The organism is Cognatishimia sp. MH4019 (assembly GCF_020177595.1).
GTDB lineage: Bacteria > Pseudomonadota > Alphaproteobacteria > Rhodobacterales > Rhodobacteraceae > JAHTBL01.
Map to the genome: position 1 here is coordinate 453,546 of NZ_JAHTBL010000001.1, position 16,878 is coordinate 470,423.

Here is a 16,878-nt window from a genome sequence, read left to right on the forward strand (position 1 = left end):
GAATGGCTGTTACCAGCGCAAAACCACCGCGCCCCAGGCCAAACCACCTCCGATTGCTTCGGTGACGACCAAATCGCCTTGCTTGATCTGGCCACGGGCCTTGCCGACCGACAGCGCCAGCGGGATCGACGCGGCAGAGGTGTTGCCGTGATCCTGAACAGTGACCACGACCCGATCCATCGGAACGCCCATTTTTTGGGCAGTTTTGGTGATAATGCGCAGGTTGGCCTGATGGGGCACGATCCAGTCCACATCATCGCCGGTGAGGCCGATCTTTTCGAGGGCGGTGTCGGCGGTTCTGGCGAGCTTTTCGACCGCGTGTCGGAACACCTCTTTGCCCTGCATGCGCAGATGGCCGGTGGACTGGGTGGAGACACCGCCATCCACATAAAGAATATCGCGCTGACTGCCGTCTGAATTCAGATCGACCGACAGGATGCCGCGATCGCTCGGGGTGCCTTCGCCCTCGGCGGCTTCAAGGATCAACGCGCCTGCACCATCGCCAAAAAGTACGCAGGTGCCGCGGTCGGTCCAATCCATGATCCGGCTGAAGGTTTCGGCTCCGATCACCAGAACCCGCTTGGCTTGACCGCTTACAATCAACGCATTGGCATTGCTGAGAGCAAAAACGAACCCCGCACAAACGGCTTGCACATCAAAGGCATAGCCTTTGGTCATGCCAAGCGCGTGTTGCACCATGGTCGCGGCAGAGGGAAAGGTTAGATCGGCGGTGGATGTTGCGACGATGATCGCGTCGATATCGCCTGCGGTCAGACCGGCATCCTTTAGCGCTGCAGTCGCGGCTGCCGTGGCCATTTGCGATGTGGTCTCGCCATCAGCGGCCAGATGCCGGCGTTCAATGCCAGAGCGCGAGCGTATCCACTCGTCGCTGGTTTCCAGGCTTTCTTCAAATTCGCTGTTCTCGACAATGCGTTCCGGCAGGTAATGCCCAACGCCTTTGACAACTGCCCGAACGCTCATGCGTCTTGTCCGTTCTTCTCAAAATCCTGCAGTCCGTGCTGCGCCAAAAGAGCCGCTTGCGCGACCCGGGCGGCCAATTTCTCGGAAAAGCCTGCCTGACCCAGAGTAAACGCCAATTGCACGGCAGAGGCCACACCCAAAGCGTCGGCAGAGCCGTGTGATTTCACCACAGTGCCGTTCAGGCCCAAAAATACGCCACCATTGACGCGGCGCGGGTCGATCCGCTTGCTGAGGCGGCGCAGGGATGTCAACGCGAGAAGGGCTGCAATGCGCGAGAGCGGCGTGGCCTTGAACGCGTCCTGCAGGAAATCGCGGATCAGGCTGGCGGTGCCTTCGCCTGTTTTCAGGGCGATATTGCCGGTAAAACCATCGGTGACGATCACATCGACCCGGTCGGAGGGGATATCACCGCCCTCGACAAAGCCGACATAGTCAAAATCGGCAGAAGGTGCGATGGCCGCGATCATGTCATTGGCGACTTTAAGTTCAGCGCGGCCCTTATGCTCTTCCGTGCCGACGTTCAGCAGACCGATCCGCGGGCGTTTGAGGCCCAGACCGTTGCGCGCGTAAGACGCGCCCATCAGCGCATATTGCAGCAGATCCTGTTCATCCGCTTTGATATCGGCGCCTACGTCCAGCATGACATTGAAGCCACCGGCATTGCGGGATGGCCAAAGGCAGGCGATGGCGGGGCGGTTCACGCCCTCGACCTTGCGCAGACGGATCATCGACAGCGCCATCAGCGCGCCGGTATTGCCGCAAGACACCGCGACAGAGGCGTCGCCCGCGCGTACCGCTTCCACGGCAGACCACATCGAGGTGCCTTTGCCGTTGCGCATCACGTGGCTGGGTTTGGCATCCATTGTCACGACATCGGTCGTGTGGCGGATCTCGCAGCGGTTGGTCAGCTTGCGTTTTTCGACAAGCGGTTTCAGCTGCGCCTCATCCCCATGCAGAATGAACCGGATTGCTTCATTCTTGGAGGCCGCACGCGAAAGACCCGCAACAACTGCTGCGGGCCCGTTGTCTCCGCCCATGGCGTCGACAGAAATTGTGGTGCTTTGCCCGGTGGAGGTGTCAGATGACGTCATCGGGCGCGCGCCGCTGGATTATGCCGCGTCTTCTTCATCCAGATCGACTTCGTCGACCATCGCGACAACCTCGCGGTCATCGTAGTGGCCACAGGCCGCACAGACGTGATGCGGGCGCTTGAGCTCGCCGCAGTTCGGGCACTCGTTCGGATTGCCAGCGACCAGCGCGTCATGTGCGCGGCGGTTGTTGCGGCGCGATTTCGAAATTTTATTCTGAGGGACAGCCATGTCACAACCTCGGTCTATCTGGGCAAAAGCCCTGTTTCCTTGGGGTATCGCGGACGGATACGCCGTAGCGCGCATCCTGTCTACCCCTTTGTCAGAGGTGCGCGAACATACTGCGATTCCTCTGTAGCGCAACCCTTTTGTCTGACCCCTAGAAAACGCGATTATTCGCCTTTGTTTTCAAGTTGATCGCGCAGCCCGGCAAGGCCGGCGAAGGGTTTGACGTCTTCATCGGTCAGCGCGGCTTTTCCCGGCTCTGTGAAGACGGCTTGGCCAACCTCGGCCCCATCCGCGCGCGGATAGAGTGGAAGCGCCAAGGCCAGCGCCTCGGTCATAACGCCGCCAAGGTCGATGACGGCGGGAAGAGGCTCTACCGTATCGTCCTCGGGCATTTCTACCTCGCTGCCATCGGGGGCGGGCGTGTAATCAGTCACGTAAGAGCGGCTGACAACCTCGTCGATCCGGGTGGTCACGGGGGCCAGCGTGACAACGCAGGCCTGCACCACGGTCGCGCCCAATGTGCCGTCCAACTGCCAGTCGCGTTTACCCATCGGCTTCAACGTCACGTCAAAACGCAGCTTGCGCACCGCTTCGATGCCCAGATCGGCCGCGATGGCCTCGCAAACCTCTGCATCCGGGGACAGTGTCACGCGGCTGGGTTTGCGTGAAGGCAGATCGGCCACGCGCACAGGATGGGTGAAAGCAGGGGTGCCGGACGGGGTGTCAGACATAATCAGGAGTTTCCTTTCTTGAACCGCGCGCCGCTCGTGTGTAACCAAAGCACAGAAGAGGCCGGTGAAACGCGGTCACGAGCATGGGGAAGACAATGGCAAACTGGCCCGGATTGGTAAAGCAACTCGCAGCAGCGACGGTGATCTTGTCGCTGGCCGCATGTTCGGCGATCTATCGCAATCACGGGTATGCGCCCACGGATGATGAGTTGTCCTTCCTCGTGGTGGGCGTGGATACGCGCGCCTCGGTCGAGGAGAGCGTTGGCCGCCCCAGCGCGACGGGCGTTCTGAACGAAAGCGGATGGTATTACGTCTCTAGCCGCTGGCGTCACTTTGCATACCGCGCCCCCGAAGTGATCGACCGTCAGGTTGTTGCGATCAGTTTTGCCGGTGAAGAAGGCACGATTACCAATATCGAGCGGTTTACGCTCGAGGATGGTCAGATCGTGCCTCTGTCGCGCCGGGTTACGGATAGTTCCGTTCAGGGCATTAGCTTCCTGCGTCAACTGCTTGGTAATATTGGAAACTTCAACCCCGCGGGCCTTCTGGATTAATCGCTCTCGGGCTCAAATTCGAGCGCAACACCGTTGATGCAGTAGCGCAGCCCTGTGGGCTGCGGTCCGTCGGGAAAGACGTGTCCCAGATGCGCATCACAGCGGTTGCAATGCACCTCTGTGCGACGCATGAAAAAGCTGCGATCTTCTTTCTCGCCGACCATGTCGCCATCCACAGGCGCGTAGAAAGAGGGCCATCCCGTGCCGCTCTCAAACTTGGTGTCCTGATCGAAAAGCGGCGCACCGCAGCAGACACACATATAGGTGCCAGGATTTTTCGGAAAATTCTCATGGGTGCCGGCCCGCTCGGTGCCGTGTTTGCGCGTTACTTTATAGGCTTCAGGGCTAAGCTGTTCGCGCCATTCTGCATCGGATTTGATGATTTTGTCCATTTAGACCTCATTCGCCGTTTTCTGTCATCGCGATGACATCACTTGTGTGCCACGCCTTTGACACCATAGATATGGTGGTGGTCGCAAAGGCCAAGGGACGATCCAGAAACGGAGCGCCGAAAGATGATCTCACTCGGACGCGGGGCGTATAAGGCGCGCTTTACCAGCGAGGCTGTAGATGTCGCGGCCTGTCAGGCGCTGCGCCATCTTGCGTTTCACGGAAGTGAGGGGCGCGATGCGGATCCGTTTGATGCGACCTGCACCCATGTGATGGTCGAGCGGGGCGAGACGCTGGTTGCCTGCTACCGGCTACTGCGGCTGGAGAGCGGGCGCGAGATTGCGCGCAGCTATGCAGCGCAATTCTATGACCTCGGGGCATTGGAGGCTTTTGATGGTCCGCTGGTCGAGATGGGGCGCTTTTGCGTGCATCCCGATCATCCAGATCCGGACATCATCCGTGTCGCTTGGGCCGCGCTGACGCGCTATGTGGACGCGGATGGCATAAAGATGCTGTTTGGCTGCGCATCGTTCGAAGGGACACAGGCCGCGGATTACACCGACGCCTTCGCCATCCTCAAAGCGCGTCATCTGGCCCCGAAGCGGTGGTTGCCACGGGTAAAAGCGCCAAATGTTTTTCGCTATGCCAAACAGTTGCGCGGTGAAGCTAATGTCAAATCAGGTATGCTGCGGATGCCGCCATTGCTACGCACCTATCTGACGATGGGCGGTTGGGTCAGCGATCATGCGGTGGTCGACACGCAGATGAACACGCTGCATGTCTTCACCGGGGTCGAAATCGCAGCAATTCCGCCTGCGCGCGCGCGTCTTCTGCGCGCTGTCGCGACTTGACGGCGCGCACGCAGCCGCATAGCTGCGGCCCATGGCGCGTGCACCTCTTTTACAGCTTTCCGACATCTCCCTGACTTTCGGCGGGGAGCCGATCTTTTCCGATCTTGGACTGGTCGTCCAGCAAGGCGACCGGGTCGCCCTGGTGGGCCGCAACGGCTCTGGCAAATCGACATTAATGAAGGTCATGGCCGCACTGACGGAAGCCGATAGCGGCTCTCGCGTCGTGCCGCCCGGCACCTCGGTTGGCTATATGGAGCAGGACCCGGACATGTCGGGTTTTGCGACTATCGGCGATTACGCAGCCAGCGGATTGGACGAGACTGAAGCCTATAAGGTGGACATGGTGGCGGATGGGTTGAAGTTTGACCCCGCAACGCCTGTTGAAACTGCGTCCGGCGGGGAAAAGCGTCGTGCGGCCTTGGCGAAACTGATGGCTGAAGCACCGGATCTGATGCTTCTGGACGAGCCGACAAACCATCTGGATATCCAAGCGATCCAATGGCTTGAGGATGAATTGAAGGCGACACGGACGGCTTATGTCTTGATCAGCCATGACCGCGCATTCCTGCGCGCGCTGACAAAAGCGACGCTGTGGATTGATCGTGGTGCTGTTCGTCGTCAAGAGCAGGGCTTTGACGCGTTCGAGGCGTGGCGCGACAAGACCTGGGAAGAAGAGGACGACCAGCGCCACAAGCTCGATCGCAAGATAAAGGCCGAGGCGCGATGGGCGGTCGAAGGTATCTCGGCCCGACGCAAACGTAATCAAGGGCGCGTGCGCGCGCTGCAAGAGTTGCGCAAAACGCGCTCCAACATGATCCGGCGGCAAGGCGCTGCGGATATGGCGCTGGAGAGTGGGCCGAAATCCGGCAAGAAGGTCATCGAAGCGGAAGGTATTTCAAAGACCTACGGGGAGAAGCTCATCCTGAAGCCGTTTGATCTGAAGGTGCAGCGCGGGGATCGTGTGGCCTTCATTGGACCCAATGGTGCAGGCAAGACCACGCTTCTGAAGATGCTGATCGGACAGGAAGAGCCGGATACGGGCACTGTCAAAATGGGCACGAATCTGGAACTTGCGGTTTTCGATCAGACCCGCGCGCAACTGAACCCGGATATGACGCTTTGGGATAATCTGACGCTGGATCCTGAGATGGCGGTTTCCGGCAGGTCTGATCAGGTGATGGTGCGCGGGACGCCGAAACATGTGGTTGGCTATCTGAAAGACTTTCTGTTTGATGAACGGCAAGTGCGCGCGCCGGTGCGCAGCCTTTCGGGCGGTGAGAAGGCGCGGCTGCTATTGGCGCGGATCATGGCGCGGGAAAGCAATCTGCTGGTGCTCGACGAACCGACGAACGATCTGGATATCGAAACGCTCGATCTATTGCAGGAATTGCTGGACGACTATGACGGCACGGTGCTGCTGGTCAGCCACGACCGGGATTTTCTGGATCGTGTGGCGACGACGACCATCGCGATGGAGGGGCAGGGCCAAGCCACGGCCTATGCAGGGGGCTGGTCGGACTATCAGTCCCAGCGCGGCACAGTGGATGCGATGCCGGACCCGGTGAAGCGAAGGGCCAAGCAAGAAGAGGCGGCAAAGCCTGTTGCGACGGCAGATGCGTTGTCCTTCACCGAAAAGCACCGGTTGGAGGAATTGCCGACGGTGATCGAACGGCTGGAAGCGGAGATTGCCAAGCTTGAAGAGTTCCTCATGGACCCGGACCTTTTCACCAAGGCGCCGGTGAAGTTTCAGAAAGCCACCGATGCCTTGGTGGAACGGCAAGCTGCGTTGAGCGCGGCCGAAGAGGAATGGATGCTGCTGGAAGAAAAGGCTGGTTAGGGCATTCTAAGCGCACCATCGAGGCGGATCACCTCGCCGTTCAGATAGGGGCAGGTGACGATGAATTTCGCAAGATTTGCGAACTCTGCCGGATCGCCGAGACGTTTGGGAAAGGTCACATCGGCTGCAAGCCCGTCCATGATTTCCTCGCCCAGACCTTCAAGCATCGGCGTGCGAAAGATGCCCGGCGCAATCGCCATAACGCGTACCCCAACCGATGCCAGATCGCGGGCCATGGGCAGGCTCAATCCTGCGATACCGGCCTTTGAGGCCGCATAGGCGGCCTGACCCTTTTGGCCGTCAAACGCTGCAATAGAGGCGGTATTGATGATCACCCCGCGCTGACCATCCATGTCGGGATCGTTGGTGGCCATGCGTTCAGCCGCAAGACGAGCGACGTTGAAACTGCCCGCAAGGTTGATCTGCAGTGTCTTCTGAAAGCGCGCAAAATCATGGGGGCCGTTTCGGCCAAGCGTCTTCTCGCCAGTCGCGATCCCTGCGCAATTGACAGCTACATTCAGCCGACCGTGACGCGCGAGGGTGGCATCCAGTGCGGCGCTGACGGAAGCGGGGTCAGTGACATCGGTCTGGACGAACTGCGCCACGATCTCTGCGGCATAGGCCGTGCCTTGGTCTGCATCAAGGTCAAGAAGCGTGACGTCCGCACCTGCGGCGCGAAACGCCTTTGCAGTCGCAGCACCCAGACCGGACGCACCCCCTGTGATGATTGCGGCTACCGCGTTGAAATCCATGTCACCCTCCACTTTGTCTCGGGTTTTTCATACGATGTTCCTGCGCTAAGCGAAACCTCGCCATCAGGGCATTGACGCCGCCAGATCAGAGGTCTAGACCCCCGCCATTGGCCGGTGTGGCGGAATGGTAGACGCAGGGGATTCAAAATCCCCCGATAGCAATATCGTGTCGGTTCGAGTCCGACCACCGGTACCAATTTTCTTAAAAATTGATTCGCTCGTTTTGACGCAACTTCGCCAGCGCACGGCGGCTAATTTCGGAAAAAGAGCGGAATTATGCTCAATCCATGAACAGATGTCTTGACCGGGGTAAAAAAAGTGATTTGCGGCGCGCGGCGTTGCATTTTGCAAAGCAATTGTTTCTTGCGAAGAAACATACCGCTGCGGCGTGTTCTTGCAGGTTGTTAAAACCATGTCACGCGAGACGGGGAAATGCCGTTAATCCAATGGCGTATACAAAAGTGTTCATGAAGAAACGAGCCTACTTTGACGACCGGTACTGTCGCTAAAGTGCTGTTAATACTCTCCTTTAAGTAGAGCATGATTATGTCACTAAAAAGGCAAGTCCAGCGCAGTTAACCAGATTTTGGACACTTTCATGACAATTTCCCCTTTGTTTGAGGAAACCGCCCGCGTATTCAAATCAAGCCCAACTGGGGGGCGGATATTGGCGCTGGGGGGTGCTAAGGCCGACAGATTTGAAGTCGGAAACGATGTCTGCATGGGGTCATTTCTCCATAACGATTTTTTTTAAGAACGCCGAGCGCGTCGCTTGTGACCTTCGGGTTATGACTACGTGTCTCTTGTGACGATGGGATGGGGGACATTTTTATGTCTGACTACGTAATTAACTGGGGTCAGGTCGGCAATAACGGCCAGACAACGACGCTGCAGGATGGCAGCAACACGCTGGATGTGACGGTTTCGACACCGACCAACAGCGATCATCAGGAATTCGACACAACGCATGTCGATGGCAAAACCGTTCTGGAAGCGCGCTGCGTGGACGATCCGGTCAAGACGGTCATCACATTCGGTGAGCCGGTCAGCAATATCAGCTTTGACCTGCTGGATGTCGATCAGGGTCACGGGTGGGACGACAAGGTCACTATCATCGCACGCGACGCCCATGGCAACATTGTGCCGGTCTCGTTCAGCGGGCTGACCCATCATGACGTCGATAACAACACTGTGGAGGGCGGCGGCTCTTCGGGTGCAAATACTTCCCTCACATCGTCTGACAATGTGCATGTCTCAATCGCAGGTCCCATCGCCTCGCTTGAGATTGTTCTGGACGACGGCGCATCCGCTCATGAATCCGGCACCGTCGGAATTGGCCACATCTCGTTTGACGCTGCGGCAACGCCCGACGGCTATGTCAACGGCACCGACGCCGGCGAGACGATCGGCGCAGGCTTTATCGACACTGACGGCGACGCGATTGACGCCAACGACCAGATCCTGCCGGGCGAGGCCCTGAATGACGACATCATCCTCGCCGAAGGCGGGAATGACACGGTCTATGCGGGCAACGGCAATGACGAAGTGTTTGCCGGCACCGGCGATGATGTTGTTTATGGCCAGAGCGGCAATGACTACCTGAATGGCGGCGAGGGCAATGACATGCTCTTCGGTGGCAGTGGTGACGACGGGATCGTTGGCGGTGCTGGAGACGACAAGGTCGAAGGCTCGAAAGGCGATGACGCGATTGCAGGTGGCGACGGGGTTGACGATCTTTGGGGCGGCAAGAATGACGACGTGGTCAGCGGTGGCCGTGGCGATGACACTATCGACGCGGGCGACGGCGACGATCTGGTGTTCGGCGGCCAAGGCGCAGACACGATCACAGGCGGCGCAGGCAATGATACAATCTCAGGTGGGTCGCAGGACGTAAACGAGAATATAGACTTCAACGACCTGGCTGCAGGCGATCTGGTCACCACGCAGTTCATCGACAAAGGTTTCACGGTCACCAGCAGTGATCCAGCAAACCCGGTCATGGTCTTTGACAGCGCCAACCCCACGGGCGGTGATGATGATCTGGCGACGGATAATCTGGGCAATGTGCTGATCCTGTCCGAGGATCGCGATCCGACCGACCCCGATGACAATGGCTCGGGCGGCTCTTTCATCTTCGATTTCGAGAACCCGGCAAATATCGTCAATCTCGGTCTGCTCGATATCGAGCGCGGTGCCACGATTGATCTGACCTTTGCAGATGGCTCGACCCAGTCGATTGATGTTCCGGCGACCGCTGATAACGGTCAGGTCACGCAGTGGCTGAACGCCGACAATGTCATGCAGATGACGGTTTCAATCCCGACAAGCGGTGCGATTGATAATCTGTGCTTTGCAATGGATGCCGATGCAGGCGACGGCGACGATATCATCGACGCGGGCGCAGGCGATGACCTGGTCTTCGGCAATGCCGGTGACGACCAGATCACGGGCGGCGCGGGGGCTGACACGCTAGTGGGCGGTGACGATGCCGACACGATCTTTGGCGGCGCAGGCGATACGGTCGACGGCTCGGAAGGTGGTGATGACAATGACACGCTTGATCTGACCGGTCAGGGTCCGATCCGCGTGACCTTTGATCCCGACAACAACGAAAACGGCATGGTTGCGTTCCTTGATGCGGACGGTAACACCACCGGCACGCTCACCTTCACGAATATCGAGAATGTTGTGGGTGAGATCGTTGAGGATGGCGATGGCATCGTCGAGGGCACAAGCTCTGACGATCTGATCGACATCACCTATGAAGGCGATCCGGACGGCGACAAGATCGACAGCAATGATGCGCTGATTGGCAATGTCGGCTCAAACGACGATATTGTCGTGGCCAAGGGCGGGGATGATACCGTTCTGGCAGGCGAAGAAGATGACGTGGTCTATGCAGGCTCGGGCAACGACACGGTTGATGGCGGTGCGGGCGATGACACGATCTTCGGCGACAGCGACTTGGCTGGTACGGGCGAGCCCGTGCGCGAAAGCTTTGAGTGGGATCTGGCGGGCGCTGGCAACGATCAGGCTCTTGGCGGCTTCACACAGAATACTGGCAACGTGGATGTGACCTTCTCGGTCACCAATAGCGGCACTGATACCGCGTTTGAATCCGACGATCAAAACATCGACATGATCGACACGGGCGCTGGCCCGGCCGATGACAACAGCTCGCTCTACAGCGAGACTGGCGGGCAGGGAAACAGTGCGGAATATGCGCTCGATTTCTCGAACCTGGTGGAGGATGTGTCCTTCCGCATCAATGATGTGGATGGCGACGGTGTGGTGAAAGTCACAGCCTTTGATGCCGATGGCAATCCGGTCCCGGTCACGTTGATGGGCGGCAGCGATGTCACCATCTCGGACAGTGACGGCGCCAATGGTGTCGACACGATCGACAGCGATGGCGGCTATGCGCCCGATACCAGCCCGAATTATTCGACGCTTGTCAGCATCGCAGGCCCGGTTTCGCAGATCGTGATCGAGCACACGCAAGATGGTCCGAACAACTCCGGCATCAATGTCACTGACATCTATTATGACGCCTTCCCGGTTGATGATGGCCCGGCGGGCAATGATACGCTGATTGGCGGTGTCGGCGATGACACGCTCTTTGGTGAGGGTGGCGATGACACCCTGTCCGGCGGTGCGGATGACGACACGATTGAGGGTGGCGACGGCGACGATACGATCACGCTTGAGGATGGCTTCGGCAACGACACCATCGACGGCGGCGAAAACGGTCAGACAAATGGCGACACGCTGGATGCCTCCGCAGTCACCGAGGATACCACCGTTGTTCTGAGCGATCCTGAGGATGGCACGATCTCGAACGGTCCCGATACCGCGACGTTCGAAGAAATTGAGAACATCGTTTTGGGTTCGGGCGACGATACAGTCACCGGCTCGGATGGGGACGACACGGTTACGACAGACGCTGGTGAAGACACGGTCGAGGGTGGCGCAGGCGACGATACGTTCGATCTGGGCTCTGGTGCTGGCGGACCGGATGGCGATGCTGATACGGTCGTCTTCAGCGATGGCGACGGCAATGACACGCTGGTGAATTTCGACACGCCGATCACAAACCCGGACGGGACGCTGACCGGTGTGGATCAGCTGGACGTGTCGGATCTGACCGATGGGGACGGTAACCCCGTCTCGACCGAGGATGTCACTGTCACCGGTAACCCCAACGGCGATGCGGTCCTGACTTTCCCGAATGGTGAAACGATCACGCTGATCGGCGTCACGCCGGATCAGGTGGATGACATTGACGAGCTGGTGGCCATCGGTATCCCCGATGGGCGCGACGGGATCGTTCAAGGCACCGATGCGGGTGAATTGATCGACGTCAATTACGACGGCGATCCAAATGGCGACTTCGTCGACAATGGCGACGCGCTTCTGCCTGGTGAAGTTGGCGAGGACGACATTATCCAAGCCGGTGGTGGCGATGACAGGGTCATCGCAGGCGCAGGTGACGATGAAGTCTTTGGCGGCACTGGCGACGACCGCATCGAAGGCAATGTCGGTGATGACGAGCTCTTTGGTGAAGAGGGCGATGACCGGATTATCGGTGGGCTCGGCGATGACACCATCGACGGCGGGACCGGCAATGACGATCTGTCCGGCAATGTGGGCAACGACACCATCGACGGCGGTGAGGGTAACGACGAAATCGGCGGGGCCGAGGGCGATGACACGCTTCTGGGCGGCGCAGGCGAAGACACGATCACCGGCGGCTCGGGCGACGACACCATTGATGGTGGCGACGACAACGACACGATCGACGCAGGGTCTGGCGACGATACGATCGAGGGCGGTGCTGGCGATGACACAATCACCGGTGGCAATGGCAGCGATACCGTCACAGGTGGTGACGGCGACGACGTAATCAACACCTCTGGCCATCTGCCTCTGCTGGATCTGGGTTTCCCCGGCTATCCGAGCACCGGTATTCCGCCCATTCCCGCAGATTTCGCACCGAACAATGATGTCGACTTTGTCGACGGCGGTGCAGGGAATGACACGATCATCACAGGTGACGATGCCGACACCATTCTTGGTGGTGATGGTAACGACACGATTGATGCGGGCATCGACGCCGACACGATTGATGGTGGCGCAGGCGATGACCGGATCGTCGGTGGCGAAGGCTCTGACATCATCGACGGTGGCGATGGCGATGATACCATCTACGCTGGCATCGACCCCGATCTGGGCCTGCCCGATGATCTGGACATCCCCGATAGCGGCATCAACCAGCCTGCGGACCCCGAACAGGACAACGGTCGGGACGTGGTCAATGGCGGCGCTGGCAATGACACCATCTTCGGTCAGGACGATGATGACACGCTCTTTGGCGACGAAGGCGACGACTTCATCGATGGCGGCATCGACGAGGACACCATCTCGGGTGGTGAAGGCGACGACACCATCATCGGTGGCGAAGGCGCGGATACGCTGACGGGGAACTCCGGCGAGGATACGTTCCTTGTGGGCAGCCCGGAAGAAGGTATCGGCGACGTCATTGACGGTGGTCAGGCCGCCAGCGGTCCGGATGACGAGATTGATACGCTTGACCTGACCGGGTCCGGCAACATCAAGATCACCTACACCTCGCCCGATCAGGAAGACGGTTTTGTCGAGTTCCGTGACGAGAATGACGTCACCACCGGCACGCTAACCTTCAGCGAGATAGAGAACGTGATTCCCTGTTTCACGCCGGGCACGACAATCGCGACCCCGAAGGGCGAGCGTCTGGTCGAAGAGTTGCGGGTTGGTGACAAGATCATCACCCGTGACAATGGTCTGCAGGAAATCCGCTGGTTGGGCGCCAAGACGATGGACTGGAAAGCCCTGTCCGGTGAGCCGCATCTCAAGCCGATCCTGATCCGTGCGGGTTCGCTTGGAAATGGTCTGCCGGAACGCGATATGCTGGTGTCGCCGAACCACCGTGTGCTGGTCAGCAATGACAAGACTGCGCTTTACTTTGAAGAGCGAGAGGTGTTGGCAGCGGCCAAGCATCTGGTCAACAACAACGGCGTTCACGAAGTGGACACGATGGGGACGACCTATATCCACTTCATGTTCGATCAGCACGAGGTGGTGTTGTCGAACGGCTCGTGGACCGAGAGCTTCCAGCCTGGTGACTACTCGCTCAAAGGTATCGGCAACGCGCAGCGTAACGAAATCTTCGAGCTCTTTCCGGAACTTCAGAGCGCCGAGGGCATCGAAGATTATCGCGCAGCCCGCAAGACGCTGAAGAGGCACGAAGCCAGGCTGCTCATCAGCTAATCCAAATATGCAGCTCGGCCGCCCTTAGCGGGGCGGCCAAAGCCAAAGTGTCAGCCCTGTCGGTCGAGCAGGGCTGATTCCATTTTTTGCAAATTATTGTTTCAAAATCGCGGACAATTCTCTACACGCTGCAGTTTAGTGCATCTGCAGAAACACTTTTCGCAAGAAATTGCTCAGAAATTCGCCTATCACGCAACGTTGCAAAAATTTGGGCGAAATTCCCCGTAAGATGCGCCTAAGAACGGTTTAAGTTGATACCAACAGCGCTTTCCTGCATGGCGCGCTCTGTTTTGACCTCTGGGGGGTCTTTGGATGGCCAAGATTATTGGGACAGACGGCAATGACGCGCTGTCCGGGACCAGCAACAATGATGAGATACAGGGCCTTGGCGGCTCTGACACCATCAGTGGTGGCAATGGTCGCGATGTCATCTATGGCGACAGCGCCGCAGGTGCGAACCCTGATGCACTGGTTTACACACCGACCACCGGGCGTTTTACCTATGCCACGGGCAGCAATCTTGGGAACGGCAATCCGGGTGGCTCAAACCACCGGGCCAATGTGGCGGACAGTCAGGTCTCGAACCTGCAATTGATTCTGCCGACCGGTGATCTTACCTTGCAAGAAGGCGAAACCGTCGGGTTTTCCTTTGTCGATGAGAACGGCAACACGATCTACGTGGAAGAGGCGGAGATCCAGCAGACGGCCTTTGCCGCTCCGGGTGCCAATGAAACCGGCGTGCTGACGGCGCAGGGCGTCGATCAGAATGGCCGCGAGGTCGCCTTGTTGCTGGCATTCAACAACAATGACGGGACACCGCCGAACCCGCTACCGGCGGGAGCTGCATTTTTCGACAATGACAGTGACCCGGATCGTTTCAACGGCACCGATATCGAGCTGCCCGCCAGCGCGGTGCAGCCCATCGCGTCTCTGGACGGGGACGATGTCATCAACGCAGGCGGCGGCGACGATCAGGTCTTTGGCGGGGGTGGCGATGACACCATTGATGGTGATCAAGGCCAAGACCGTATTTTCGGCGGCACCGGCAATGACGTTATTGATGGCGGCCAAGGCAATGATCGCCTGTATGGCAATGAAGGCGATGACACGATTAGCGGTGGTCAGGGACAAGACCGGCTTTTTGGTGGCGATGGCGATGACACATTGGACGGTGGCGACGGCAATGACCGCGTTTTCGGCGAAGATGGCGACGACACGCTTGTGGGCGGCCCCGGCAATGACCGGCTGCGCGGCGGTGAGGGAGATGATCGCTTCACCTTTGCGCAAGCGGGCAACCACGATATTCGTGGCGGCGAGGATGCGGATGGCAATGACGTAGATGTCATTGATCTGACGGGTGTGCGTGCCAATGTCATCCAGACGGGTGCGGAATCCGGTCGTATCGAGTTTCTCGACAACAATGGCAACGTCACCAACCGTGCCAATTACCGCGAGATCGAGCAGATCATCATCTGCTTCACTCCGGGCACCCGGATTGCGACGCCGAACGGCGCACGGCAGGTCGAAACCCTGTGCCCCGGAGACAGCGTTTTCACTCGCGACAATGGCGTGCAGGAACTGCGCTGGGTTGGGGCCAAATCGTTGACTGGCCAAGAGCTGGCGCAAGACCCCAAGCTGCGCCCGGTACTGATCCGCGCAGGTAGCCTTGGCATGGGCCTGCCCGAGCGGGACATGATGGTCAGCCCCAATCACCGCATGTTGCTCAGCGGGACTGAGACCGCGCTGATGTTCGGGGAACGCGAAGTGCTGGCCTCTGCCAAGCACCTTACCAGGCGCGCGGGCATCGACACTGTTGAGGCAAGCGGCGTGACCTATCTTCATCTTCTTTTTGACCGCCACGAGGTGATCCTCGCCGATGGGGCCTGGACTGAAAGTTTCCAGCCAGGCGATTATTCGGTCGGTGGTCTCGACAAAGCGCAACGCTGCGAAGTGCTCAGGCTCTTTCCTGAGCTTGAGACGCAGGGGCAGTACAGCAGTTTTCCCGCTGCCCGTCAGGTGTTGCGCAAACACGAAGCGAAACTTTTGGCTTAGGAGAGTCTGCCTTCACTTTCGCTCTGGACGGGGTGGTCGGAAACGGCCACCCTTTCCTTTATCTGACAGGAGGCTTTTATGCGCGACACCCCATGGCATCTGTTCCCCGTGGCCGGTTTGGCTGTGATCTGGTTTTTGTTCAGCGGTCTGGATTATGTGATGACCCAGCTGCGTTTCGAGGGATATCTGGCGCTTTTCTCAGCCGAACAGGTCGCGTATTTCACAGCGCTGCCGCAATGGGTCAACGCCGCCTGGGCCATCGGCGTCTGGTTGGGCTTGCTGGGGGCTATCTTGCTGCTTTACGAGCAAAAAAGCGCGCCTGTGCCGTTGGCTTTGTCCTTTGTTGGCATGGCGCTCGCCTCGCTTTGGTTCACCGCGTTGTCGACGCCTTTGATGGTTGCGGTGACCGGGCCTTTGGGTTTGGTCGTGATCTGGGGCGCAACTTTGGTGAGCCTGCTCTTTTGGGTCTATGCCCGCGTGCAGCGTAAGAACGACATTCTGGAGTAAATACTAGCGCTTAGCGCCCGGTTTCGGCGCGCCAGGCGGCCCAGTCTTCGGGCGTGTCGAGGTCACGACGCGCGCGGGTGCCGGGCAGGGGGACAAGCTGGACACGCTCACCGGCGGCTTCGACAATTTCATGACCGCCGCCATCGCCTTTGAGTTTCGCAAATTCCGGGAAAAGTGCCCGATCAAAAAGGATCGGATGCCCCGGCGTGCCATCCTCGGTCGTACCGCGCCAGATCAGGGATCTGGGGTTTGCCGTGCGAGCGTCCAGAACCGCCTGCAGATCAGAGGCCTCCAGTTCCGGCAAGTCACCCAGCACCACCAGCACTGCGCGGGCATCGGCCAGATGCGCCATGGCCGAGCGCAACGTACCGGACATTCCTTCGAGCGAGCAGGCCGCGCTGAAAATATCGAGGTCCAGATCGTCAAGCATCTCGACCCCGGTAAGGTCCGGGGGCAAGGCGACCGTGACGGGCAAACCCAGCGCCATCGCCATCAACGCCTGCTTGCGCAAAAGCGGAACACCATCGACAGGTTCGGCCAGCTTGTTCTGCCCGTGCATCCGGGAAGACTTGCCAGCGGCGAGGATCAGGATATGGATCAT

General features: G+C 58.9%; 13 protein-coding genes and 1 tRNA gene. 7 read left to right on the top strand and 7 right to left on the bottom strand.

From position 1 onward, the window contains the following. Positions 1-9: 9 nt before the first annotated feature. From KUW67_RS02230 to KUW67_RS02245, 4 genes are all read right to left on the bottom strand, one after another. On the bottom strand, positions 10-981 hold the full coding sequence (locus tag KUW67_RS02230; RefSeq protein ID WP_224823631.1) for a beta-ketoacyl-ACP synthase III: 972 nt from the start codon (positions 979-981) through the stop codon (positions 10-12). Beyond that, positions 978-2,072: a phosphate acyltransferase PlsX gene (plsX, locus tag KUW67_RS02235; protein ID WP_224823632.1), complete on the bottom strand. Its 1,095-nt coding sequence runs from the start codon at positions 2,070-2,072 to the stop codon at positions 978-980. Before plsX ends, KUW67_RS02230 begins: the two co-directional genes overlap by 4 nt. Before the next feature lie 18 nt (positions 2,073-2,090). Next, positions 2,091-2,300, bottom strand: a complete 210-nt coding sequence (rpmF, locus tag KUW67_RS02240) for a 50S ribosomal protein L32 (protein ID WP_224823633.1) — start codon at positions 2,298-2,300, stop codon at positions 2,091-2,093. 161 nt (positions 2,301-2,461) lie between these two features. After that, positions 2,462-3,028, bottom strand: a complete 567-nt coding sequence (locus KUW67_RS02245) for a DUF177 domain-containing protein (RefSeq protein WP_224823634.1) — start codon at positions 3,026-3,028, stop codon at positions 2,462-2,464. Between the two features lie 95 nt (positions 3,029-3,123). On the opposite strand from KUW67_RS02245, the gene KUW67_RS02250 reads away from it, so the two are divergent. Beyond that, positions 3,124-3,582, top strand: coding sequence for an outer membrane protein assembly factor BamE (locus KUW67_RS02250; protein WP_224823635.1), 459 nt, complete (start codon positions 3,124-3,126; stop codon positions 3,580-3,582). Here KUW67_RS02250 and msrB read toward each other — a convergent pair. Beyond that, positions 3,579-3,974 (bottom strand): peptide-methionine (R)-S-oxide reductase MsrB, encoded by a 396-nt coding sequence (msrB, locus tag KUW67_RS02255; protein WP_224823636.1) that lies wholly within the window; start codon positions 3,972-3,974, stop codon positions 3,579-3,581. The genes KUW67_RS02250 and msrB overlap by 4 nt on opposite strands. A gap of 123 nt (positions 3,975-4,097) precedes the next feature. On the opposite strand from msrB, the gene KUW67_RS02260 reads away from it, so the two are divergent. Together KUW67_RS02260 and KUW67_RS02265 are read left to right on the top strand one after the other, a co-directional pair. Continuing rightward, positions 4,098-4,823, top strand: a complete 726-nt coding sequence (locus tag KUW67_RS02260; protein WP_224823637.1) for a GNAT family N-acetyltransferase — start codon at positions 4,098-4,100, stop codon at positions 4,821-4,823. A gap of 31 nt (positions 4,824-4,854) precedes the next feature. Then, a complete protein-coding gene (locus KUW67_RS02265; RefSeq protein ID WP_224823638.1) occupies positions 4,855-6,660 on the top strand; it encodes an ABC-F family ATP-binding cassette domain-containing protein in 1,806 nt (601 codons plus the stop codon). Here the strand turns inward: KUW67_RS02265 and KUW67_RS02270 are convergent. Further along, positions 6,657-7,412, bottom strand: a complete 756-nt coding sequence (locus tag KUW67_RS02270; protein ID WP_224823639.1) for an SDR family NAD(P)-dependent oxidoreductase — start codon at positions 7,410-7,412, stop codon at positions 6,657-6,659. The genes KUW67_RS02265 and KUW67_RS02270 overlap by 4 nt on opposite strands. A gap of 110 nt (positions 7,413-7,522) precedes the next feature. Here KUW67_RS02270 and KUW67_RS02275 point away from each other — a divergent pair. The 4 genes from KUW67_RS02275 to KUW67_RS02295 all read left to right on the top strand — a co-directional run bounded on the left by KUW67_RS02275 (position 7,523) and on the right by KUW67_RS02295 (position 16,277). Further along, positions 7,523-7,608: transfer RNA gene (locus KUW67_RS02275), tRNA-Leu, on the top strand. A 635-nt stretch (positions 7,609-8,243) separates the two neighbouring features. Further along, positions 8,244-13,718: a Hint domain-containing protein gene (locus KUW67_RS18455; protein WP_370634872.1), complete on the top strand. Its 5,475-nt coding sequence runs from the start codon at positions 8,244-8,246 to the stop codon at positions 13,716-13,718. 312 nt (positions 13,719-14,030) lie between these two features. Continuing rightward, complete coding sequence (locus tag KUW67_RS02290) at positions 14,031-15,770, top strand: Hint domain-containing protein (protein ID WP_224823640.1); 1,740 nt, start codon at positions 14,031-14,033, stop codon at positions 15,768-15,770. 78 nt (positions 15,771-15,848) lie between these two features. Next, positions 15,849-16,277, top strand: a complete 429-nt coding sequence (locus KUW67_RS02295; protein ID WP_224823641.1) for a hypothetical protein — start codon at positions 15,849-15,851, stop codon at positions 16,275-16,277. A gap of 10 nt (positions 16,278-16,287) precedes the next feature. Here KUW67_RS02295 and KUW67_RS02300 read toward each other — a convergent pair whose 3' ends face one another. Further along, positions 16,288-16,878, bottom strand: a complete 591-nt coding sequence (locus tag KUW67_RS02300; protein ID WP_224823642.1) for an NTP transferase domain-containing protein — start codon at positions 16,876-16,878, stop codon at positions 16,288-16,290.